This window comes from Achromobacter denitrificans NBRC 15125 (assembly GCF_001571365.1).
Taxonomy (GTDB): Bacteria; Pseudomonadota; Gammaproteobacteria; order Burkholderiales; family Burkholderiaceae_B; genus Achromobacter; species Achromobacter denitrificans.
The window spans coordinates 141324-160766 of sequence record NZ_BCTQ01000005.1; the positions used below are offsets into that span (position 1 = coordinate 141324).

Below are 19443 nucleotides of genomic sequence, written 5' to 3' on the forward strand. Positions count from 1 at the left end.
AGGGGAAATTGATGTTGGGCGTGATTGTGCTTGAAGACGAGCCAGTGCTACGGCAGGAACTGGCGGACTTTCTGGCCGATTTAGGCTATTCGCCGCTGTGCCTGGCGAGCCTGGAAGAGTTCGAACGAGGGTTCGACCCCGTCCATCACCGCCTCGCCATCATCGACATCGGCCTGCCGGACGGCTGCGGCCTGGAATTGATACGGCGGCTGCGCGAGGCCGGCGAACCCGTCGGCATCATCGTCTTCAGCGCCCGCAACACCAGCGCCGACCAGGTCCGCGGACTGGAACTTGGCGCCGACCACTACCTGGGCAAAGGCTCGGACCTCGACGTGCTGGCCGCGACCCTGGCGTCCCTGGCGCGGCGGCTGGACCTGCGCCGCATCCCGGTATCTCCGCCGCCCGACTGCTGGCGGCTCGAAATGGGGCCGCGCGTCCTGCGCATCCCGGGCGCGCCGACCGTGCCCCTGTCGCAGCAAGACGCCATCGTCCTGTCGTGTCTCATGGCCCGCGCGGGGGAAAACGTGGCGCGCGCGGAGATCATCCAGGCCTTGGGCGAAGACTACCTGCACTACGACCAGCGCCGGCTGGACACCCAGATGTCGCGGCTGCGCCGCCGGATCGGATCGCTCAGCGGCCAGGCCTTGCCGGTGAAGACCGTGCGCAACAGCGGCTTCTGCTTCTACGCGGCCGCCGAAGTCGCGAAATAAGGGCCGGCGGACGCCTCCCTCCTTCCCTCGCCCGGCGCGGACCGGTCAAAGATCCATCACCATCTCGTGCCAGGCCATGCCCCCGTGGTCGGACGCCGACGGGCGTACATAGCGGTACCCCAGGCGGGCATACAGCTCCACGTGGCGCTCCTTGCACATCAAATGGATGGTTTGCTTGCCCAGGCCGCGCATGCGCTCGACGAACGTGCGCATCAACACGCTCGCGTAGCCGCGGCCCTGAAAGGCCGGATCGATCACCACCGACATGATCACGACGTTGGGCGCGGCCGCGTCATGGCCGACCAGCTCCTTGAACGCGTCGTCGGCCATCGCCACCTCATGGGCGCAGCCGCTGTTGATGAACCCAATGACGGCCCTCTCCCGCTCCATGACCAGGAACCCTTCGGGATATTCGCGTATGCGCTTCGCGATCTTGGCCAGGGTGGCGGCTTCGTCCCCCTCGTAGGCACCGATCTCGATCGCATAGCAGCGATCGGCGTCTGCAGGGGTGGCGGGGCGGAAGGTCAGGGAGTCGGACATCGTATTGCGGCTCTGCGGCGTGAGGGCGAAAAAAGCGGGTCCGTAATGCTAGCCGCTCCAGCACGATGCCGTCATTCGCCCTCGGATGAATTCACCCCGTATCCGCCGCCACCGGGAGCTTCGGCGCGCCGTCCGACCCGCCCTGCCGTATCGATGCCTAGACGCAACACTATTTCAGTGCTTATCGCAACATTTCATACCGCTCGGCCGAACGCCTGCTTTTGGGGGATACCCCAAGACTCGGCGGCCTCCGAAAGAAGGAGCGTGGCCAGCCCGCCGGCCGAGCGGTGCTTCCGCGAACCCCGGATCCGGACCAGGCCGCGGCCACCCCGGCTGGCGCGCGCGTGCGCCGGATTCCGCGCCGCTGCCATAGCCCTCACGATGGATGCTGCTCATCCGAATGCCGGTGCTACAGATGAAAGCTCCAAGCGAACACACGCCGCCCAACGCCCGCCACCCGCGGGCGAGCCGCCGGCCCAGGAGGAATACATCATGGCTACCAGTACCCGCCTCGCGGACGTCATCGTCAAACTGCCGGACCGATCGACCTGCCGCGTGCAGCGGCGGCTGGTCATCAAGCGCAGCACCACCGCGCCGCCGGAACCGGAGTACATCTGCTCCCTGCCCACCGGCGAGCCGGTGACCTGGCTGCGCGACGGCAAATACCGCCTTCCGGACGGCACGGTCGCCGTGGCGGTGGCTCATCGCCCCCCGAGCAAATGACGCGCTACGGCCGCGCCGCTGCCCTACTCTTCCTCGCCATACCCAAACGGCCAGCGGCGCTTGTTCGGTTCGGGGGTGGACGTCTTACAGCTCATGGTTGTCTCCGGCAGTCTATGTCCCCGAATCCTAGCCCGGCATTCGTAACAGCAATGTAAGCGTTCGCAATGAACCCTCAGCGAGGGGATTTCCGCCATCGATATGGCGTTTGCGCCGGAGCGCCTCAAGCGTGCTCGCGGAAAAGAGCCAGCGGCACACTACTTGCTAACTCTCTTGCGTGCAGCAGCGCTGCGCACCCCTCCTCACATGCCGGCCAGGCATCGAGGGCTTGCGGGGGACCCTTACCATCCTTGAGCGCTGCGGCATCGCCGCGACGAACCGTCGCACACTCCTTTGGCGCCCGGCTTTCCCGGGCGCTTTTTTTCCATCGCGGCGCGGTCGCCATTGCCTCATCCGCAACCACATTTCGTGGAGTAACAACGCTGGACACGCGAGGGAGCGGCGATCATCTTCTGGACTAGGGCATTTTCTACCAGAGGAGGCAAAAATGGATGAGCTCATCCACCGAGCTGGTCAGGAAGCTGCAAGACACGGAGTCCCGCTTTCGGCGTGTCCGTTCATGCAGGCAGCCAACATGCCCGCCCACACGGGCGAGTCCCCGCACAAATGGCGAGTCAAATTGGCATCGTGGGAAGCGGGTTGGCGTGAAGGCAGCGACGCCCGACTGGCCGACTTGAAAAGACGGCATCTTCAACGGCTATCCGATTAGCCGGAACGCCAGGAAGCGCATCTGACGAACCTTGCCTCATGAACCCCGCGGCTTCGCGTCATGAACGACGTGAACCGCAGGGCCTCAAGCACCGCACACTTCGGCACTGCTCGTCACCCCCGTCTAGCGCATCGACTCAAACGCATTAACTTCACGCGCCTGGAAACGAAAAGGCCGCCAGTGATTTCTCACTGGCGGCCTTTGGCGTTGCGGGTCGGGATGGCGGGCGTCGAACCCGCGCCCCCCTTGCGCCCCATGCACAGGAAGCAGGGCATGGATGCGCCAGGCCGCGTCGCGACGGTGCGAGAGCGCGATACCATGACGCGTTCCTACTTGCCGCTTGCCGTTCCATGTTCCGCCTTGCCGTCCGCGTCCTGCTCATACTCGTCATTGCCGGCGCAGCATTGCTGCTGCTGCGCGGCAACGGCGGCCCACAGCTGATCCATAGAGAAGACTCGCAGTTCGGCAAATTGCTCGTGTTCGAGGAAAACGGCGAACGCTGCATGAACTTCAACTCCATGCATGACGTCGGCCGCCAGACCTGCATGAGTCTGGAGCATCCCGAGCGGCTGGTGTTTTCGTACACCCGCATGATGATGACCGCGCTCTATGTCAATCCCAAACCGCGGAACATTCTGATCGTCGGCCTGGGCGGCGCCACGCTGCAGAAAACCCTGGCCTCGCTGCTGCCCGACGCCATCATCGATACCGTGGAGATCGATCCCGCCGTAGGCCATGTCGCCGGACGCCATTTCGGCTACCGGCAAAGTCCCACGCAACGCCTCTTCCTGGAAGATGGCCGCGCCTACATCGAACGCGCCCATCGCGAAGGCCTGCGGTACGACATCGTGATGCTGGACGCGTTCGACGTCGACTACATCCCCGAACACCTAATGACGCTGGAGTTCCTGCAACACGTGCGCGGCATTCTCGCGCCGGGCGGCGTGGCGGTGGCGAACACCTTCACCGAAAGCCAGCTTTACGAACGCGAATCGGCGACTTATGCCGCGGTGTTCGGAGCGTTCTTCAATCTGCAAACAGGCAACCGGGTGGTCATGGCGGTCAATGGCGAGCTGCCCGGTCGCGATGAGCTGGCGCGCAATGCCGCGGCGCTGGACGCCAGCCTCGGGCCTTTGGGCGTGGATTTCAAGAAGGCCCTGAGCATGTTTGCGCGCAGGGAAAAGGCCGCGAGCGAAGCGCCCGTGTTGCGCGATTGAGCGACGCCGGCCAGGCTGCGGCCTATCGGCCGCCGGCTCATTTCACCGCCGAGTTGCCCCCGTCCGCGTAAAGCGCGGACCCCGTGACGAAACTCGCCATCGGGCTCGCCAGGAACAGCGCGGCCGAAGCGATTTCATCGGCGCGCGCGATTCTCTTCATGGCGTGCAGATTCGCGGCCCAGTCTTTCTGTTCCTGGTTCCCAGCCATGTCGGTGTCCACTCCGCCGGGCAAGAGCGCATTGGCCCGGATACCCTGCGCGCCGTAGTCTGCCGTGATGCCCTTGACCAATCCCATCAGCGCGGCTTTCGACGTCCCGTATGCGGCCATTCCGGGCAAACCCACGCTCGTCCCCACAAAGCTGGATACGAAGACCAACGCGCCGCCGCCCCGCTCCAACATGGCCGGGATTTGATGGCGCGCCCCCAGGAACGCCGCGGTGAGATTGACGCTCAACGTGCGCTCCCATTCATCCAAGCCGACTTCCGCGAGTGGCTTGATGGGGCCAGCCGTGCCGGCATTGTTCACTGCGATATCCAGGCCACCAAACTCACGCTGAGCATCCTGCACCGCTTGCCTGTGGGTTTCAGGCTGCGCGACATCTCCCGCCGACACGCAGGCGCGCCCGCCCGCGCCTCTGATCTCGTCCGCCACCCGCTCCAGCAGATCGCGGCGTCTCGCGGTCAGCACCAGCGCCGCGCCCTCGGCTGCCAGGCGCAACGCCACCGCGCGTCCGATGCCCGAGGACGCACCGGTCACCAAAGCCACTTTTCCAGCAAGAGATAAAGACATCGGCGCCAGCTCCAGACATGAATGATGCCTGCATCCTACGAACGCCGATGCGCCTTGTCCTCCCGTTTATTGCTGCCTGCTTGCGGACGCCCCCGGCCTCTAGCGCGATCGCGCGCAACTCCAGTAAGGGCACCCCGATCGACCGATGATGGCCGACGCCAGTTCACCCGGCCGTCGGAGTATCCCCTGCATGGCGTTCGCCTGCGCCTGCAACGGCGCTGAATCAGTCCGGAATTTCCTGCCCCCATCCACCAGGAATTTCATCAAGAGGCGCGTCTGCAAGGCCTTCTCCACCTCAAGTTCGACGGGCTGTTCCTGAAAGAGCGCGGCATAGATCCCAGTCTGCATCGCGCAGTATTGCTCTGCCCCGGCCAATGCCTTGCGCGCCGCCGCATCCGGGTACAGCTGCTGCAGCTCGACGGTTTGCGCCAGGCAATCTTGATACCGCCGCGGCATGAACGTCGCCAGCAGGGCCTGCTCCCGGTCGCCAGGCTTTATGCACCGGCGCAGGTCGGGCGCCGCGGATCCGCCTTGCGCCGCCTCGAACAACGCGCGGTCGACGCACGCATCGAGAATCAGCGCGCTCGCGGGCGCTTTGGCGGACTGCAGCAATCCCATCTTCCCCAGCGTATGCTCAAAGCGCGCAGCGGCGATCTGCTGCTGCATGTCGCGATCATGATTATCAAGCGTCACCACGGCCAATGCCGCGGCGCCGATCATGCCAGCGCCGGCCAATACCGCCGCTGCCGCCACGGGCCGCAAACGTTCGGCGCACAGCGCAAGGCCCGCGAGCAGCGCCCCCGCAAGCAAACCGCCCAGGTGCGCCGCATTGTCGACGTCGAACGCGAAGCCCGCGCCGAAGGTCAGTGCCAGGCTCAACAGCAGATTGCCGGGAGGAATATGGGGCCGCCCCATCCGCCGGTCATGCAAACCATAAACAATCGCCGCCCCGAAAATTCCCAGGATCGCGCCCGACGCCCCGCAACTGAGGAAAAATTCATCCCGATGCCATAGCGCCGTGACCAGGCTGCCGCACAGGCCCGACAGCAAATACACGCCCAGGAACACCCAGGAACGCATGCGTGCTTCAAGAATGATCCCCAGTGACCACAACGCCAGCATGTTGATCGCCAGATGCAGAAAGCCGACATGCAGGAACATGCTGGTGAACAGGCGCCAATACTCGCCGGACAAGGTCAACGCCGGTACGTTTCCACCCCAGTCGATCAAGAACGAGGTTTGGCTCAGGCTCTCGAATGCTCGTGTATCCAGGTAACCGGCCACGAGGTACACCGCAATATTGGAAACGATCAGCAAAAGCGTGATTTTGCCGGCGAGTATTTTCTTAATTGGCGACGTGCGTTGGAATAGAGCCATCGGGCTGCCGGATCAATGAAATGGAGTTCATCTTAACCAAGCCATGCGCCCGGCTCCACGATCTCAAGATCGCGCCGCGTTGCGCAGGCGCATTGGCCAAGCAAAAATGAAAAGGCCGTCAGTGATTTCTCACTGACGGCCTTTGGAACTGCTGGTCGGGACGGCGGGATTCGAACTCGCGACCCCTTGCACCCCATGCAAGTGCGCTACCAGGCTGCGCTACGCCCCGAAAGAAAAAGAGTATAGCAGAACAAAAAAATGTTTGCACGCATTCGTGCAAAAAAAGTGCTGAATACTCAAAAAAATTTGCGCCTCGCGTTCGCCACACGCATCAACCGCCTGCGTGACGCTCGCGCGCGGGGCGCAAGATACCGCTGCTGGCAACGCGCCGCACCCGAAGGCGCATGCGTGCTGCCGGTACTGCATTCAATCAATGAGTCAAAGCGGCGCGACGCGCCGCTTCAAGCGACGCTCAGACCGCGGACGAGGTGCTCGCATTGCTTGCGCCGGCCGCGTTGGCCGCGGTGCCCAAGGCTTCGGCCAGCATCGTCGAGACGTTGCCCAGCTCGGTGCGCAGGGCTTGCATCTCGGCGCCGGACAAGCGCACGGCCGCGTCTTGATCGTGCGGCACGTCGCGCGCGTCGCCCAAGCGATTGCGCGCGCCGCTGATCGTGAAGCCTTGCTCGTACAGCAGGGAACGGATGCGACGAATCAGCAGCACTTCATGATGCTGGTAGTAGCGGCGGTTGCCGCGCCGCTTCACCGGCTTGAGCTGCGTGAATTCCTGTTCCCAATACCGCAAGACATGGGGCTTGACGCCACACAGGTCGCTGACTTCACCGATGGTGAAGTAACGCTTGGCGGGAATGGGCGGTAAGGTAACGGTGGATTCTGTACGTGTCATAAGAGAATTTTATGCCGCGATACGTCTGGGGCCGATAACAATTACCGACAAAGCGTATCACTCCGCGGCGTCGTCGGATGCAGCAGGCGCGGCCTGCTCCACCACGCTCTTGAGTTTCTGACTCGCATGGAAGGTAACCACGCGGCGTGCGGCGATGGGAATGGTCTCGCCGGTCTTGGGATTGCGGCCGGGGCGCGGCGGCTTGTCGCGCACCTGGAAATTGCCGAAGCCCGAGAGCTTCACGGAGTCTCCGCGCGCCAGGGCGTCGCGGATCTCCTCGAAGAAAGTATCGACGATGTCCTTGGCTTCGCGTTTGTTCAGGCCGACCCGCTCAAAGAGCAGTTCGGCCAGCTCGGCCTTGGTCAGGGTGCGTGGCTCGGCAAGCATACTGTTCCCCATGGTTCAAGCGCGCTGGCGCGCACCATGCGCGGCCACCAAGGCATCCTTGATGCGCGCCAGGCAATCGGCCACCCTGGCTTCGTCCAGCGTGACCTCAGTGTCCTGTAGCCAGAACCGGAAAGCAAGGCTTTTCTCGGTCGCGGGCTCGCCGTGCTGGGGCTTCTCGCGCCACACGTCGAACAGCTGCGCATCCTGCACCACCGCCAGCTGCGGGTCCGCCTTGACGGCCGCGGCGACAGTGTCGAGCATGGACTGCACGGACACGCCCTCGTCGACCCACAACGCCAAATCGCGCACCACCACGGGCTGGCGCGACAGTTCGCGCACCTGCGGCAATTCGCCTTCGGACAGGGCCGTGACGTCCAGTTCGAACACGACGGGCGCATGCGCCAGGTCGGCCTGCTGCGCCCAGCGCGGATGCAGTTCGCCGATCCAGCCGACCTGCCGGCCGTCGAGTTCGACGCGGGCGCTGCGGCCCGGATGCAGCGCGGGATGGGCGGCGGCCGCGAAGCGCAGGCGGCTGCCGCGCGCGCCGAACAGCGCCTCGACATCCATCTTCACGTCGTAGAAGTCCACGTGGCGCGTCGCAACGCCCCACTGCTCTTCAACCGCGGGGCCCCAGGCCGCGCCGGCCAGCTTCAGGGGCTGGCGCACGCCGGCCACTTCCAGCGGACCGTCCTGGGCGGACGCATCGCGCATGAACACGCGGCCCAGTTCGAACACGCGCACGCGCGACTGCTTGCGGTTGGCATTGTGGCGGATGTTGGCCACCAGGCCGCCGATCAGGCTGGAGCGCATGACCGACAGATGGCTGGCGATGGGATTGACCAGGCGCACCGGCGTCTCGTTGCCGGCGTAGTCGCGTTCCCAGTCGGCTTCGACGAAGCTGTAGTTCACGACTTCCTGGTAGTCCTGCGCGGCCGTCAGGCGGCGCAGGAAGTGCGCGCCGCGGCGGATCTCGGGCTGCGAGTACATCTTGGCGCGCGCCATCGGCGGCACCGCGGGAATGTTCTCGAAGCCGTAGATGCGGGCCACCTCTTCGATCAGGTCTTCTTCCAGTTCCAGGTCGAAGCGGTACGACGGCGGCGTCACGATGAATTCGTCGCCTTCGATCGCGTATTCCAGGCCCAGGCTGCCGAAGATCTTGGCGACCTCGGCCTGCGTGACCGGCACGCCCAGCACGCGATGGCAGCGCGCCAGGCGCATGCGCACGGGTTCGCGCTTGGGCAGGTTGACGATCTGGTCGTCCAGCGGACCGACTTGGCCGCCGCAGATGTCCACGATCAGGCGCGTGATGAATTCGATGTGCTGCGGAATGGTCGCGAAGTCCACGCCGCGCTCGCCGCGGTGGCTGGCCTCGGAGCTGAACTTGTAGCGGCGCGCGCGGCCGGCCAGCGATTCGGGCCACCAGAACGCGGCTTCCAGATAGATGTTCTGCGTGTCGAGCGTGACCGAGGTAGCCTCGCCGCCCATGATGCCGGCCAGGCTTTCGACCTGGTCGCCGGCCGCCACCACGCCGACCCGCGGGTCCAGCGTCACGGTCTGGCCGTTCAGCAGTTCGAGCGTCTCGCCCTCGCGCGCCCAGCGCACGCACAGATCGCCCTGGATCTTATCCAGGTCGAACACGTGCGACGGACGGCCCAGTTCGAGCATGACGTAGTTGGAGATGTCCACCAGGGCCGACAGCGAGCGCTGGCCGGCGCGCTCCAGGCGCGTCTTCATCCAGTCGGGCGTCGCTGCGCGGGCGTTGACGCCGCGGATCACGCGGCCGCCGAAACGGCCGCACAGGTCAGGCGCCTCGACCTTGACGGGCAGGCGTTCGTCCAGCGTCACGGGGACGGCGGCGGCGGTGGGCACCGACAGCGGCGCGCCGGTCAGGGCCGCGACTTCGCGCGCCACGCCCAGGATCGACAGGCAGTCGGCGCGGTTGGGCGTCATCTTCAAGGTGAAGAGCGTGTCGTCCAGGTCCAGCGCTTCGCGGATCGATTGGCCCGGCGTCATCTCGGCAGGCAGTTCCAGCAGGCCCGCGTGATCCTGCGACAGGCCCAGTTCGCGGGCCGAGCACAACATGCCCGACGATTGCACGCCGCGCATCTTGGCCACGCCGATCTTCATGCCGCCGGGCAGCTCCGCGCCCACGCGGGCCAGCGGCACGGTCAGGCCGGCCGCGGCGTTGGGCGCGCCGCAAACGATCTGCAGGCGTTCGCCCGAGCCGTCGTCCACTTGGCAGACGCGCAGCTTGTCCGCGTCCGGATGCGGAGCGATTTCGACGATGCGAGCCACCACCACGCCCGAAAATGCGGGCGCGGCGGGCACGGTGTCTTCGACTTCCAGGCCGGCCATCGTGAGCCGGTGCGCGAGTTCGTCGGTTGCGATCGGAGGATTGACCAGCGTACGCAGCCAGGATTCGGGAAATTGCATGATCAGCCGTGGGTTATTCGTTGAACTGGCGCAGGAAGCGCAAATCGCCTTCGTAGAACTGGCGCAGATCGTTGACGCCGTAGCGCAACATGGTCAGGCGCTCAAGCCCCGAACCGAAGGCGAAGCCGATGTAGCGCTCGGGATCGAGGCCGAAGTTGCGCACCACTTGCGGGTGCACCTGGCCCGAGCCGGAGATCTCCAGCCAGCGGCCGCGGTTCGGACCCGAGGTGAACATCATGTCGATCTCGGCCGACGGTTCCGTGAACGGGAAGAACGACGGGCGGAAACGCACGACGAGATCGTCGCTTTCAAAGAAGCAACGCAGGAAATCGGTGTACACGCCCTTCAGGTCGGCGAACGAAATGTCCTCGGCGATCCAGAGCCCTTCCACCTGGTGGAACATGGGCGAGTGCGTGGCGTCGCTGTCGACGCGGTAGGTGCGCCCCGGCGCGATGACCTTGATGGGCGGCTTGTTCATGCGGGCATAACGCACCTGCATGGGGCTGGTGTGCGTGCGCAGCAGCAGCGGCAGGCCGTCGGCGTCGTTCATGTCGACGTAAAACGTGTCCTGCATGGACCGCGCCGGATGGTCCAGCGGATTGTTCAGCGCGGTGAAATTGGTCCAGTCGTTTTCGACTTCGGGGCCGTCGGCCACGTCGAAGCCGATGGAGCGGAAGATCTCTTCCACTCGTTCCCAGGTGCGGATCACCGGATGGATGCCGCCAGGCGCGCGGCCGCGGCCCGGGAGGGTGACGTCAATGGTTTCGGATGCCAGACGGGCATCCAGTTCCGCCTGCGCCAGCGCGGCGCGGCGCAAATTCAGGAGCTCTTCGACCTTCTGCTTGGCCTGATTGATCCGGGCGCCCATCTCGCGCTTCTGCTCGGGATCGAGCTTGCCGAGGGCCTTCAGCAGCACCGTCAGCGCGCCTTCCTTGCCCAGGAAACGAGCCTTTGCGTTTTCCAGCGCGGCGGCGTCAGGAGCCGCGGCGAACCGTTCTTGCGCCTGGGAGACCAGGTCGTCAACCGTTTGAGTCATGAAATCCAGCCTTCAAAACGCAAACGGGGCCATTACAGCCCCGTTTGCAGCGATGCGCGATGAGTTAAAGCGCGCGATCAGGCAGCCAAGGCAGCCTTGGCTTGCTGCACGATGGCGGCGAAGCCGGCCTTGTCGCGCACGGCCAGATCGGCCAGGACCTTGCGGTCGAGTTCGATCGAAGCCTTCTTCAGGCCGGCGATGAACACGCTGTAGCTGACGCCATGCTCACGGACGGCGGCGTTGATACGCGTGATCCACAGAGCGCGGAACGTGCGCTTCTTGTTGCGACGATCGCGGTAGGCGTATTGGCCAGCGCGCATGACCGCTTGCTTGGCAATACGGAACACATTACCGCGGCGACCACGATAACCCTTGGCGGCGGCAATGACTTTTTTGTGACGGGCGCGGGCGGTTACGCCGCGTTTGACGCGAGGCATATTAGATCTCCTTTATCAAGCGAAAGGCATCATGGCCTTGACGGAGGCCACGTTGGACTCATGGACCGCCGTCGAGCCGCGCAGTTGACGCTTGGCCTTGGTGGTCTTCTTGGTCAGGATGTGACGCTTGAACGCCTGACCGCGCTTGATGGAGCCGCTGCCGCGAACCTTAAAGCGCTTGGAGGCGCTTTTCTTGGTTTTCATCTTGGGCATGTTGATTCCCTAAACTAAAACACGCATTGTTGATTTATATGACGCGAGGTGCTTGACGCGCGCAAGGCCGATGAAAGCCAGGCGCCACGGCAAAACTTGGTCTACCTGTTGCCACTTCTGAGGTACTTCCAGGGCTGTTGCCGGGGACATCACCGGAGCATCGCGCCTTTGGGGCCGACGCCTCGGGCATATACCCTGGGCCCGCGCCGGCTAAGGGCGCTGCCCGCCGGCATCGCTGCCGGCTTCACCCGAAAAAGGCCGCCAAAGCGGCCCAGATCCGGGAAAGCCTTTGATTATATGGTGATTTCCCTGAGTTTGTCGAGCAGGCAGGCCGACTCGGCCGGCGATGCCGCTTCCCGGGCGGGACATGCCCCGGGGACCCGGGCAATCATACTCCCGGCCGCCGGTATTGCACGGCCTGGGCGACGTGGGACGCCGCCAGCCGCTCCTCGCCGTCCAGGTCGGCAATAGTCCGGGCAACCCGCAGCGCCCGGTGCAGGGCCCGGGCCGACCCGGCCAGCCGGCGCATGGCCTGCGACAGCAGGGCCCGGGCCTCGCCATCCATGCGGCAATGCTCGTCCAGTTCGGCGCCCTCCAGGGCGGCGTTCGGCTTGCCCTGGCGGGCCAGTTGGCGCTCGCGGCAACGCGCCACGCGCTCGCGCACGGGCTCCGAGGGCTCGCCCGGCGGGCCGCTCATCCAATCCGGGTCGGAGGGCGGCAGGGCCACGTGCAGATCGATGCGATCCAGCAAGGGGCCGGACACCCTGCCCACATAGCGCGCCGCCTGGTCGGGAGAGCAGGCGCAGGCCCGGGCCGGATGGCCGCGCCAGCCGCAAGGGCATGGGTTCATGGCCGCGACCAGCTGGAACCGGGCGGGGAACCGCGCCGAATGCAGCGCCCGGGCGATGATCACCCTGCCCGCTTCCAGCGGTTCGCGCAGGGCTTCGAGCGTTCGGCGGTTGAATTCCGGCAGCTCGTCCAGGAACAGCACCCCTCGATGCGCCAGACTGATTTCGCCCGGGCGCGGCCGGCTGCCCCCGCCCACCAGCGCCGCGACGGACGCGGAATGGTGCGGCGCCCGGAACGGCGGCTGCCCCATCGGCGCGTCGGGCAGGCCCGCCAGGGCCGCCACCGCAGCGGCTTCCAGCGCCTCCCGCCGCGCCAGGGGCGGCAGCAAGCCCGGCAGGCGCGCGGCCAGCATGCTCTTGCCCGCGCCCGGCGGACCGATCATCAGCAGGCTGTGCGCTCCCGCCGCCGCGACCTCCAGCGCCCGCCGCGCCCCCGGCTGGCCGCGCACGTCCGACAGGCACGCCGCCGGCGGCGCCGCCGGCCAGGGCCTGGGAATGGCATCGGGCAGCCGGCAGGCTCCGGCCGCGTGCGCGGCCACGTCGGCCAGACTGCGCGCGGACAACACCCGCAGGTCCGGCACCCAGGCCGCCTGCTCGGCGCTGCCGGCCGGCAGGATGAGCGTGGCGCCAGGCGCCTCGCGCGCCACGCCCAGCGCGATGACCAGCGGCGCGGCCACCGGCACCAGCGCCCCCGTCAACGACAGCTCGCCGGCCAGCACCAGGTCGGCCAGCGCCGGAGCCGGCGCGCGCGCATCCGGGGCGCCCTCCGCCTGGGCGGCCAATTGCCCCGACGCCAGCAACACGCCCAGGGCGATGGGCAGGTCGAAGCGGCCGGACTCCTTGGGCAGGTCGGCCGGCGAGAGATTGACGGTGATGCGGCCCGGCGGAAATTCGAAGCCGCTATTGAGGATGGCGGCACGCACTCGCTCGCGGCTCTCGCGCACCTCGGTGTCCGGCAAGCCCACCACGTTGAAGCCGGGCAGCCCGGGCCCCAGATGCGTCTCCACGCGCACCGCGTGGGTGTCCAGGCCGCAAAGGGCACGGCTGGCTAGAACGGCTAGCGTCAAGGCGGTCTCCAGGGACGGACGGAAACCGCCAGTATCCGCAAAGAACGCGAGGCTGCCGCCGCGGCAGGGACAAAAGCGTCCCGCGCCCGCGGCCCGCGCCAAAGAAAACGGCCGCTCGTGGCGACCGTGGAAAACGGAGCCGGGCCGGCCGCCACGCGGCCGGCGGCATGCCTACTTGTCCAGCGCGGACAGGCGCGATTCCAGCTGCTGGACCTGGGCGGCCAGCTGATCCACGCGGGCGCGGGTGCGGGCCAGCAGGTCGGCCTGGACGTCGAATTCCTCGCGGGTCACCAGATCCAGCTTGGAGAACGCCTGCGTCATCATCGCGCGGACGTTGCGCTCCACGTCCGCGGCCGGGCTGCGGGCGATCAGGTCGGAAAGGTTCTTCTGGATGTCTTCCATCCACTGGGTGCGATTGTTCATGACGGCCTCACTATGTTCTTGATGCCTCAAGTGTAGTGCGTCGGGCCGCCGCTACCCGGTGCAAAATAAAAAAAAAGCCCCCACGCCGCGCAAGCTTCGCTTGCTTGCTGCCCCCCGAGGGGGCGCTTTTTGTCTTGCCCCCCCACGCCTCGCAAGCGTTGCCGCGCTTCATTTCACGTTTTCGTCCAGGAACGCGCGGATGGCCGCCCCGATTTCGACGCCGTGCGTTTCCAGCGCCAGGTGGCCGGTGTCGTAGAAGCGCACGTCGGCGCCAGGGATGTCGCGCTTCCAGGCCTCGGCGCCCGCGGGCAGGAAGAACGGATCGTTCTTGCCCCAGACCGCCAGCAGGGGCGGCTGGTGCTTGCGGAAGTAGGCTTGGAATTCCGGGTACTTCTCCACGTTGGACGCGTAGTCCAGGAGCAGATCGAGCTGGACCTCGGCATTGCCCGGCCGGGACACCAGGAAGCTCTCCAGCGCGATGGCATCGGGCGCGACCAGGGTGGCGTCCGGGACGCCTTCCAGATACTGCCACTCGATGGAGGCGGGCGTGGAGAACTCGCGCAGCGCATCGCGGTTCGCTTGCGACGGCTTCTTCCAATACTCCTGGATCTGCGCCCAGCCCGGACCCAGCCCTTCCTCATAGGCGTTCCCATTCTGCGAAACGATGGCGCTGACGCGAGACGGATTCGCCGCCGCGAGGCGCCAGCCCACGGGAGCGCCGTAGTCGAAGACTTGCATGGCGTAGCGCTCCAGCCGCAACTGTTCGGTGAACTGCCCGATGGTCCTGGCGAGCTGGTCAAACGTGTAGGCATATTGCCCGCGGGCGGGCGCCTCGGTGAATCCGAAGCCCGGCAGATCCGGCGCGATCACGTAGTACCTGTCCGCAAGCAGCGGAATGAGGTTGCGGTACATGAACGACGATGCCGCGTACCCGTGCAGCAAGAGCACCGCCGGCGCCCGGCGGTCGCCCGCCACCCGATAGAACACCTTCACATCCCCCACCTGCTCGAACCGGTGGTGGACCTGGCGGCCCGCCGCAAGCGCTTCGCCCGTCAACGACGCCGCGGCCGCGCCGGCCGCTCCCTGCAGTTCATTCGTAGCCATCGTAAAATCTCCGTGTAACCTTAAAATTGAGTTTTAGAGGTTACATCACCCATAGGTAACTGGTAAATGCATTTTTTTGGGTTACATTGACGGAATGCTTGAGAACGCAACCGCCCAGAAGGCCCCGCTGTTCGTGGGTGACGACCTCGCGCTCGACTTCATCAACAGTGAATTCGGCGTGGGGCCGGCCCATCACGAGTGCTTCACCGACGACCATGCCGTGCTGGCATGGTTGAAGCTGGCCGGCGTGCTTCCTCAAGGCATCGAGGCGCCCCCCGAGGGCCTGATGAAGCTCGCCCTTCAATTGCGTGAAAGCGCAAAATGCTTGCTGAACGCGGCCAAGCTGGGGGGAGAGGCCGACGCCAGCGTCGTCAACCACGTTCTCAGGGCCGGCCGTCGCTCGAAGGAATTGGAGTGGGACAGCGCGAGCAACGCGTTCAAAGTGGTAAGGCGGCGCCTCCAGGAGGACGCCGCCAGCCTGCTCGAACCCGTTGCCCAGGCCGTCGTCATGCTGCTGACCGACGCGCCGCTGGATCTCGTCCGGCAATGTGAAGCGCACGACTGCACGCTCATGTTTCACGACAGGACGAAGTCGCACCGGCGCCGCTGGTGCAGCATGGCGGTGTGCGGCAACCGGATGAAAGTGGCGGCATTCCGGTCGCGCAAGAAGAGATAAGGACGCGCGCTTACGGCTCGACCGCAATCGCGATTTTTCCCTGGATGCCGTTGTTGGGACGCTCCAGCCGGGCATGGGCGAGCGGAATGTCGGCAAGCGGATAGACCGCGCCCACATGCGGCCGTAGCTGGCCGCGCGCCACCAATGCGCTCAATTCGTCGAGCTTGCCGCGGTTCTGCCTGGTGAACACGAAGTGATAGCTCGCGTTCTTGCCCCAGGCCTGAAGAACGTTTTGCGGTTGCGCGGTGTCCACGATCGAGACGACCCGGCCCAACTGCGCAAGCGCGTCGGGGCTGCGCGACAAGGCGTTGCCGCCTATGGTGTCGAACACGACATCGACGCCGCGGCCCCCGGTTTCCCGCAAGACGGCGTCGACATAATCTTCTTTTTCGTAGTCGATGACGACATCGGCGCCCACGCTGCGCGCGAATTCGATGTTTGAGTCGCGCACGGTGGTGAACGCCCTTGCACCGATCGCTTTCGCGAGCTGGATCGCCACGTGGCCGACGCCTCCCGCGCCGCCGTGCACCAGGATGCTCTCCCCCACCCGCAGCGCCGCGCGCACGACCAGCGCTTCCCACGCCGTCCCGCCGACCAGGGTCAGGCTCGCCGCCTCAAGATGGCTCAGGGACGCAGGCTTCTTCCCGACGATGCTTTCGGCAGCGACGTGGTACTCGGCATAGCTACCCGGCCCCTCGAATATTTGCGGGGTGTACCAGACTTCGTCTCCAGGCACGAAGGCCGTCACGCCCGGTCCGACCGCCTCGACGACGCCGGATACGTCGTGGCCGGTAATGGCCGGCAGCGGCACCAGGTCGGGATAGTCGCCACGCCGGACCTGGTAATCCAGGGGATTGATGGAGGTGGCATGCACCCGGACCAGGACTTGCCCCGCGCGCGGCACGGGCTTGGGCACGTCGCGCAGCTCGAACGATTCCGGGCCGCCAAATGACTTCAATACGATCGCTTTCATGGTTGATCCTAATTTCGATAAAAAGGGATATCGGGAATTCCAGATATATAGGGGCAAAAAAATCTACAGCTCTTTCCCGATGATCTCGGCAAGCGCGCTGATGGCTGCTTCGTTCCGCTTGTAGTAGGTCCACTGGCCGATGCGCCTGGCTTCCACCAGGCCCGCCCGTTGCAGCGTTGCGAGGTAATCGGACACCGTCGACTGCGATAGCCCGACGCCTTCCTGGATGCTGCTGACGCAAACGCCCACCGTCAGCACGTCCCCTTCGTCCTGCGGCGGGAAGCTGTTCACGGGATCCTTCAACCCTTTCAGGATTTCAAGGCGCGTGCGGTTCGAGAGGGCTTTGAATACTTCGAGCAGGTCCATGAAGCGATAATATCGGAATTTCCCGATATGTCAATGCGCTCTCATCTCCCGCAAGGGTTCGCGGCTCTCCAGGCGACGGGCAAAAAAAAGGGCGGGCCGCATGCGGTGACCGCCCTTCAAAGCACAGGAGAAAACCGGGCTGCCATGGCGGCAACCCCCTACCAACACCGGTACGCGTCGGACCGCGGCCTGCGGCCCCGACCATTCGCCGAAACGGCATGAACTGTTGTCGATTCTTCTTCAGCCGCCCCGGCGCAACAAGCCGATGGGTGTAAACCCTCGTATCAGCCATAGGCGCACACGAGGGCGGTTCGGGACCGCTCCGGCACGCAATCGCGGGCGTGCGACTTTCACGCCAAAGCCCCGTGCGACAAGGCTTTGCGGCCGATTTCCGGGTTCATGACGAAAGGCGATTTACGGGCATTTGCCGATATGAATCGAAATAGTGGACGCATCAATTCGCAACACATGGCGGGCTTGGCTCATATTTGGTTGCAGATGTTGCGCATCGCATGGCCGCACCACTTTGACGCCGCGCCGCGGTGCATGCCGCACCAACACGGTGCGAGACCGCACAACTCAGGGGCCTCGCCGCTTTCCTCCCGGCGCTGCGCAACATGGCATGGATTTTGCTTGATAGCCAGGGCCAACGTGCAACCATGAGAGGAAATGCCATGAAACTCATCATCGCCATCATCAAGCCCTTCAAGCTCGACGAAGTGCGGGTGGCTCTATCCGGGATCGGGGTCCAGGGCCTGACCGTTACCGAAGTCAAGGGATTCGGCCGCCAGAAAGGCCATACCGAGCTGTATCGCGGCGCCGAATACGCCGTCGATTTCCTGCCCAAGCTGCGAGTCGAAGCCGCCGTGCCCGACCACCTCGTCGACCAGGTCATCGAGGCGATCGAAATGGCCGCCCGCACCGGCAAGATCGGCGACGGCAAGATCTTCGCCGCGCCGCTGGAACAAGTCATCCGGATCAGAACAGGCGAAGCCGGCGAAGCGGCGCTCTGAACGAATAAAGAAAGACTCATTGGAGCCTGAAAATGGATAAAGCGGATATTTCCTGGTTGCTCGTCTCTACCCTGCTCGTATTGATGATGGCCGTACCTGGTCTGGCGATGTTCTATGGCGGCCTGGTACGCAGCAAGAACGTGCTGTCGGTGCTGCTGCAAGTGTTGTGCACGTTCGTGCTGGGCCTGGTGCTCTGGTTCATCTACGGATATTCCCTCGCGTTCACCGAGGGCAACGCTTTCTTCGGCGGCCTGTCGCGCGCCTTCTTCTCCGGCATGTTCAATCCGGCCGACGGCGCGTATTCCATGTCGAACACCCTGACCGAGCTGCTCTTCGCCTCGTTCCAGGCCACGTTCGCCGGCATCACCTGCGCGCTGATCGTCGGCAGCTTCGCCGAACGCGCCCGCTTCTCGGCCGTGCTGGTGTTCACCGTGATCTGGTTCACGTTCGCCTACGTGCCGATCGCCCACATGGTGTGGTTCGCGTCCGAAACGGCGCCCGGCCTGCTCAACGCCAAGGGCGCCCTGGACTTCGCCGGCGGCACCGTGGTGCACATCAACGCCGGCGTGGCCGGCCTGGTGGGCGCCTACGTGGTGGGCAAGCGCGTGGGCTATGGCCGCGAAGCGATGCAGCCCCACAACCTGCCCATGACCTTCGTCGGCGCGGCCTTGCTGTGGGTGGGCTGGTTCGGCTTCAACGCTGGCTCGGCGCTGGCCGCCAATGAAAACGCCACGCTGGCCTTCTTCAACACCATGATCGCAACCGCGGGCGCTGTCCTGGCCTGGCTGTTCACGGAATGGGCCATCAAGGGCAAGCCCTCGATGCTGGGCGCGGCCTCCGGCGCGGTTGCCGGCCTGGTGGGCATCACTCCCGCGGCCGGCCTGGTCGGCCCGGTGGGCGCGCTGGTCATCGGCGTGATTGCCGGCGCGGTCTGCGTCTGGGGCGTGAATGGCCTGAAGCGCCTGCTGCGCGCCGACGACGCGCTGGACGTGTTCGGCGTGCACGGCGTGGGCGGCATCGTCGGCGCCCTGCTGACCGGCGTGTTCAACGCCCAGATCCTCGGCGGCCCCGGCCTGGCCGAACCCGGCATGATCGGCCACCAACTGTGGGTCCAGCTGGAAGGCGTGCTGCTGACCATCGTCTGGTCCGGCGTGGTGGCCTGGATCGCCTACAAGATCGCCAATGCGCTGTGCGGCATGCGCGTGCCGGAAGACCAGGAACGCGAAGGCCTGGATGTCACGAGCCACGGCGAATCGGCGTATCACAGTTGAGCCCCCCCGAGGCGCCTCTGGCGCCTCCCCCTCAAGGGGGCGCCGCGTATGGACCGGCAGAGCCGGATCCATCGCGGCCTGGACCGGGCGGCAGCGAGTGGTTGCGAAGCGGTAAAAAAGCCCGAGACCTTTATGGTCTCGGGCTTTTTCCATTCCCCGGCCGAAGCGC

General features: G+C 65.4%; 21 protein-coding genes and 1 tRNA gene. 7 read left to right on the forward strand and 15 right to left on the reverse strand.

Annotated features, from left to right (window positions below; genetic code table 11):
* The first annotated feature begins 11 nt into the window (after window positions 1-11).
* A complete protein-coding gene (locus ADE01S_RS06435; RefSeq protein ID WP_062680674.1) occupies window positions 12-710 on the forward strand; it encodes a response regulator transcription factor in 699 nt (232 codons plus the stop codon).
* A 45-nt stretch (window positions 711-755) separates the two neighbouring features.
* Here the strand turns inward: ADE01S_RS06435 and ADE01S_RS06440 are convergent, their stop codons facing one another.
* Window positions 756-1250, reverse strand: a complete 495-nt coding sequence (locus ADE01S_RS06440; RefSeq protein ID WP_062680675.1) for a GNAT family N-acetyltransferase — start codon at window positions 1248-1250, stop codon at window positions 756-758.
* A 492-nt stretch (window positions 1251-1742) separates the two neighbouring features.
* Between ADE01S_RS06440 and ADE01S_RS06445 the strand changes: the two genes are divergently transcribed.
* From ADE01S_RS06445 to ADE01S_RS06450, 3 genes are all read left to right on the forward strand, one after another.
* The gene (locus tag ADE01S_RS06445; protein ID WP_062680677.1) at window positions 1743-1973 is read left to right on the forward strand and encodes a hypothetical protein; all 231 of its coding nucleotides are present in this window, start codon (window positions 1743-1745) and stop codon (window positions 1971-1973) included.
* 544 nt (window positions 1974-2517) lie between these two features.
* Window positions 2518-2739: a CrpP-related protein gene (locus ADE01S_RS32285; protein WP_353848690.1), complete on the forward strand. Its 222-nt coding sequence runs from the start codon at window positions 2518-2520 to the stop codon at window positions 2737-2739.
* A 350-nt stretch (window positions 2740-3089) separates the two neighbouring features.
* Window positions 3090-3956: a spermidine synthase gene (locus tag ADE01S_RS06450; protein WP_062680679.1), complete on the forward strand. Its 867-nt coding sequence runs from the start codon at window positions 3090-3092 to the stop codon at window positions 3954-3956.
* A 37-nt stretch (window positions 3957-3993) separates the two neighbouring features.
* Here the strand turns inward: ADE01S_RS06450 and ADE01S_RS06455 are convergent, their stop codons facing one another.
* The 12 genes from ADE01S_RS06455 to ADE01S_RS06510 all read right to left on the reverse strand — a co-directional run bounded on the left by ADE01S_RS06455 (window position 3994) and on the right by ADE01S_RS06510 (window position 14975).
* Window positions 3994-4746 (reverse strand): SDR family oxidoreductase, encoded by a 753-nt coding sequence (locus tag ADE01S_RS06455; protein WP_062680681.1) that lies wholly within the window; start codon window positions 4744-4746, stop codon window positions 3994-3996.
* Between the two features lie 99 nt (window positions 4747-4845).
* Window positions 4846-6123 (reverse strand): rhomboid family intramembrane serine protease, encoded by a 1278-nt coding sequence (locus ADE01S_RS06460; RefSeq protein WP_062680683.1) that lies wholly within the window; start codon window positions 6121-6123, stop codon window positions 4846-4848.
* Window positions 6124-6275: 152 nt separating this feature from the next.
* Window positions 6276-6352: transfer RNA gene (locus ADE01S_RS06465), tRNA-Pro, on the reverse strand.
* A gap of 243 nt (window positions 6353-6595) precedes the next feature.
* Window positions 6596-7027: a MerR family transcriptional regulator gene (locus ADE01S_RS06470; protein ID WP_062680685.1), complete on the reverse strand. Its 432-nt coding sequence runs from the start codon at window positions 7025-7027 to the stop codon at window positions 6596-6598.
* A gap of 57 nt (window positions 7028-7084) precedes the next feature.
* Window positions 7085-7426 (reverse strand): integration host factor subunit alpha, encoded by a 342-nt coding sequence (locus tag ADE01S_RS06475; RefSeq protein ID WP_087881462.1) that lies wholly within the window; start codon window positions 7424-7426, stop codon window positions 7085-7087.
* A 3-nt stretch (window positions 7427-7429) separates the two neighbouring features.
* A complete protein-coding gene (pheT, locus tag ADE01S_RS06480; protein WP_062680690.1) occupies window positions 7430-9847 on the reverse strand; it encodes a phenylalanine--tRNA ligase subunit beta in 2418 nt (805 codons plus the stop codon).
* A gap of 13 nt (window positions 9848-9860) precedes the next feature.
* Entirely contained in the window at window positions 9861-10883 is a 1023-nt protein-coding gene (gene pheS / locus ADE01S_RS06485; protein ID WP_062680692.1) for a phenylalanine--tRNA ligase subunit alpha, read from the reverse strand.
* 77 nt (window positions 10884-10960) lie between these two features.
* Window positions 10961-11320 (reverse strand): 50S ribosomal protein L20, encoded by a 360-nt coding sequence (gene rplT / locus ADE01S_RS06490; protein ID WP_006218741.1) that lies wholly within the window; start codon window positions 11318-11320, stop codon window positions 10961-10963.
* 15 nt (window positions 11321-11335) lie between these two features.
* Window positions 11336-11533, reverse strand: coding sequence for a 50S ribosomal protein L35 (gene rpmI / locus ADE01S_RS06495; protein WP_006218740.1), 198 nt, complete (start codon window positions 11531-11533; stop codon window positions 11336-11338).
* Window positions 11534-11921: 388 nt separating this feature from the next.
* Entirely contained in the window at window positions 11922-13448 is a 1527-nt protein-coding gene (locus ADE01S_RS06500; RefSeq protein WP_062680695.1) for a YifB family Mg chelatase-like AAA ATPase, read from the reverse strand.
* Window positions 13449-13619: 171 nt separating this feature from the next.
* Entirely contained in the window at window positions 13620-13871 is a 252-nt protein-coding gene (locus ADE01S_RS06505) for an accessory factor UbiK family protein (RefSeq protein ID WP_043545227.1), read from the reverse strand.
* A gap of 168 nt (window positions 13872-14039) precedes the next feature.
* Entirely contained in the window at window positions 14040-14975 is a 936-nt protein-coding gene (locus tag ADE01S_RS06510; RefSeq protein ID WP_062680697.1) for an alpha/beta fold hydrolase, read from the reverse strand.
* Window positions 14976-15069: 94 nt separating this feature from the next.
* On the opposite strand from ADE01S_RS06510, the gene ADE01S_RS06515 reads away from it, so the two are divergent.
* A complete protein-coding gene (locus tag ADE01S_RS06515) occupies window positions 15070-15651 on the forward strand; it encodes a CGNR zinc finger domain-containing protein (protein WP_062680698.1) in 582 nt (193 codons plus the stop codon).
* Window positions 15652-15661: 10 nt separating this feature from the next.
* On the opposite strand, the gene ADE01S_RS06520 is transcribed toward ADE01S_RS06515, so the two are convergent.
* A complete protein-coding gene (locus ADE01S_RS06520) occupies window positions 15662-16624 on the reverse strand; it encodes a zinc-dependent alcohol dehydrogenase family protein (RefSeq protein ID WP_062680700.1) in 963 nt (320 codons plus the stop codon).
* Between the two features lie 63 nt (window positions 16625-16687).
* Window positions 16688-16990, reverse strand: coding sequence for an ArsR/SmtB family transcription factor (locus ADE01S_RS06525; protein WP_062680702.1), 303 nt, complete (start codon window positions 16988-16990; stop codon window positions 16688-16690).
* A gap of 674 nt (window positions 16991-17664) precedes the next feature.
* On the opposite strand from ADE01S_RS06525, the gene ADE01S_RS06530 reads away from it, so the two are divergent.
* Together ADE01S_RS06530 and amt are read left to right on the forward strand one after the other, a co-directional pair.
* Window positions 17665-18003, forward strand: coding sequence for a P-II family nitrogen regulator (locus ADE01S_RS06530; RefSeq protein WP_043545226.1), 339 nt, complete (start codon window positions 17665-17667; stop codon window positions 18001-18003).
* A gap of 32 nt (window positions 18004-18035) precedes the next feature.
* Window positions 18036-19274, forward strand: coding sequence for an ammonium transporter (amt, locus tag ADE01S_RS06535; protein ID WP_062680704.1), 1239 nt, complete (start codon window positions 18036-18038; stop codon window positions 19272-19274).
* Window positions 19275-19443 lie beyond the last annotated feature (169 nt).

What these genes read in the sequence shown, in the direction of transcription:
- rplT (WP_006218741.1), bottom strand. Translation starts at nt 11,320, where the DNA reads ATGCCTCGCGTCAAACGCGGCGTAACCGCCCGCGCCCGTCACAAAAAA.
- ADE01S_RS06460 (WP_062680683.1), bottom strand. Translation starts at nt 6,123, where the DNA reads ATGGCTCTATTCCAACGCACGTCGCCAATTAAGAAAATACTCGCCGGC.
- amt (WP_062680704.1), top strand. Translation starts at nt 18,036, where the DNA reads ATGGATAAAGCGGATATTTCCTGGTTGCTCGTCTCTACCCTGCTCGTA.
- pheS (WP_062680692.1), bottom strand. Translation starts at nt 10,883, where the DNA reads ATGACTCAAACGGTTGACGACCTGGTCTCCCAGGCGCAAGAACGGTTC.
- ADE01S_RS06505 (WP_043545227.1), bottom strand. Translation starts at nt 13,871, where the DNA reads ATGAACAATCGCACCCAGTGGATGGAAGACATCCAGAAGAACCTTTCC.
- pheT (WP_062680690.1), bottom strand. Translation starts at nt 9,847, where the DNA reads ATGCAATTTCCCGAATCCTGGCTGCGTACGCTGGTCAATCCTCCGATC.
- ADE01S_RS06445 (WP_062680677.1), top strand. Translation starts at nt 1,743, where the DNA reads ATGGCTACCAGTACCCGCCTCGCGGACGTCATCGTCAAACTGCCGGAC.
- rpmI (WP_006218740.1), bottom strand. Translation starts at nt 11,533, where the DNA reads ATGCCCAAGATGAAAACCAAGAAAAGCGCCTCCAAGCGCTTTAAGGTT.
- ADE01S_RS06530 (WP_043545226.1), top strand. Translation starts at nt 17,665, where the DNA reads ATGAAACTCATCATCGCCATCATCAAGCCCTTCAAGCTCGACGAAGTG.
- ADE01S_RS06525 (WP_062680702.1), bottom strand. Translation starts at nt 16,990, where the DNA reads ATGGACCTGCTCGAAGTATTCAAAGCCCTCTCGAACCGCACGCGCCTT.
- ADE01S_RS06440 (WP_062680675.1), bottom strand. Translation starts at nt 1,250, where the DNA reads ATGTCCGACTCCCTGACCTTCCGCCCCGCCACCCCTGCAGACGCCGAT.
- ADE01S_RS06510 (WP_062680697.1), bottom strand. Translation starts at nt 14,975, where the DNA reads ATGGCTACGAATGAACTGCAGGGAGCGGCCGGCGCGGCCGCGGCGTCG.
- ADE01S_RS06470 (WP_062680685.1), bottom strand. Translation starts at nt 7,027, where the DNA reads ATGACACGTACAGAATCCACCGTTACCTTACCGCCCATTCCCGCCAAG.
- ADE01S_RS06455 (WP_062680681.1), bottom strand. Translation starts at nt 4,746, where the DNA reads ATGTCTTTATCTCTTGCTGGAAAAGTGGCTTTGGTGACCGGTGCGTCC.
- ADE01S_RS32285 (WP_353848690.1), top strand. Translation starts at nt 2,518, where the DNA reads ATGGATGAGCTCATCCACCGAGCTGGTCAGGAAGCTGCAAGACACGGA.
- ADE01S_RS06475 (WP_087881462.1), bottom strand. Translation starts at nt 7,426, where the DNA reads ATGGGGAACAGTATGCTTGCCGAGCCACGCACCCTGACCAAGGCCGAG.
- ADE01S_RS06520 (WP_062680700.1), bottom strand. Translation starts at nt 16,624, where the DNA reads ATGAAAGCGATCGTATTGAAGTCATTTGGCGGCCCGGAATCGTTCGAG.
- ADE01S_RS06435 (WP_062680674.1), top strand. Translation starts at nt 12, where the DNA reads ATGTTGGGCGTGATTGTGCTTGAAGACGAGCCAGTGCTACGGCAGGAA.
- ADE01S_RS06450 (WP_062680679.1), top strand. Translation starts at nt 3,090, where the DNA reads ATGTTCCGCCTTGCCGTCCGCGTCCTGCTCATACTCGTCATTGCCGGC.
- ADE01S_RS06515 (WP_062680698.1), top strand. Translation starts at nt 15,070, where the DNA reads ATGCTTGAGAACGCAACCGCCCAGAAGGCCCCGCTGTTCGTGGGTGAC.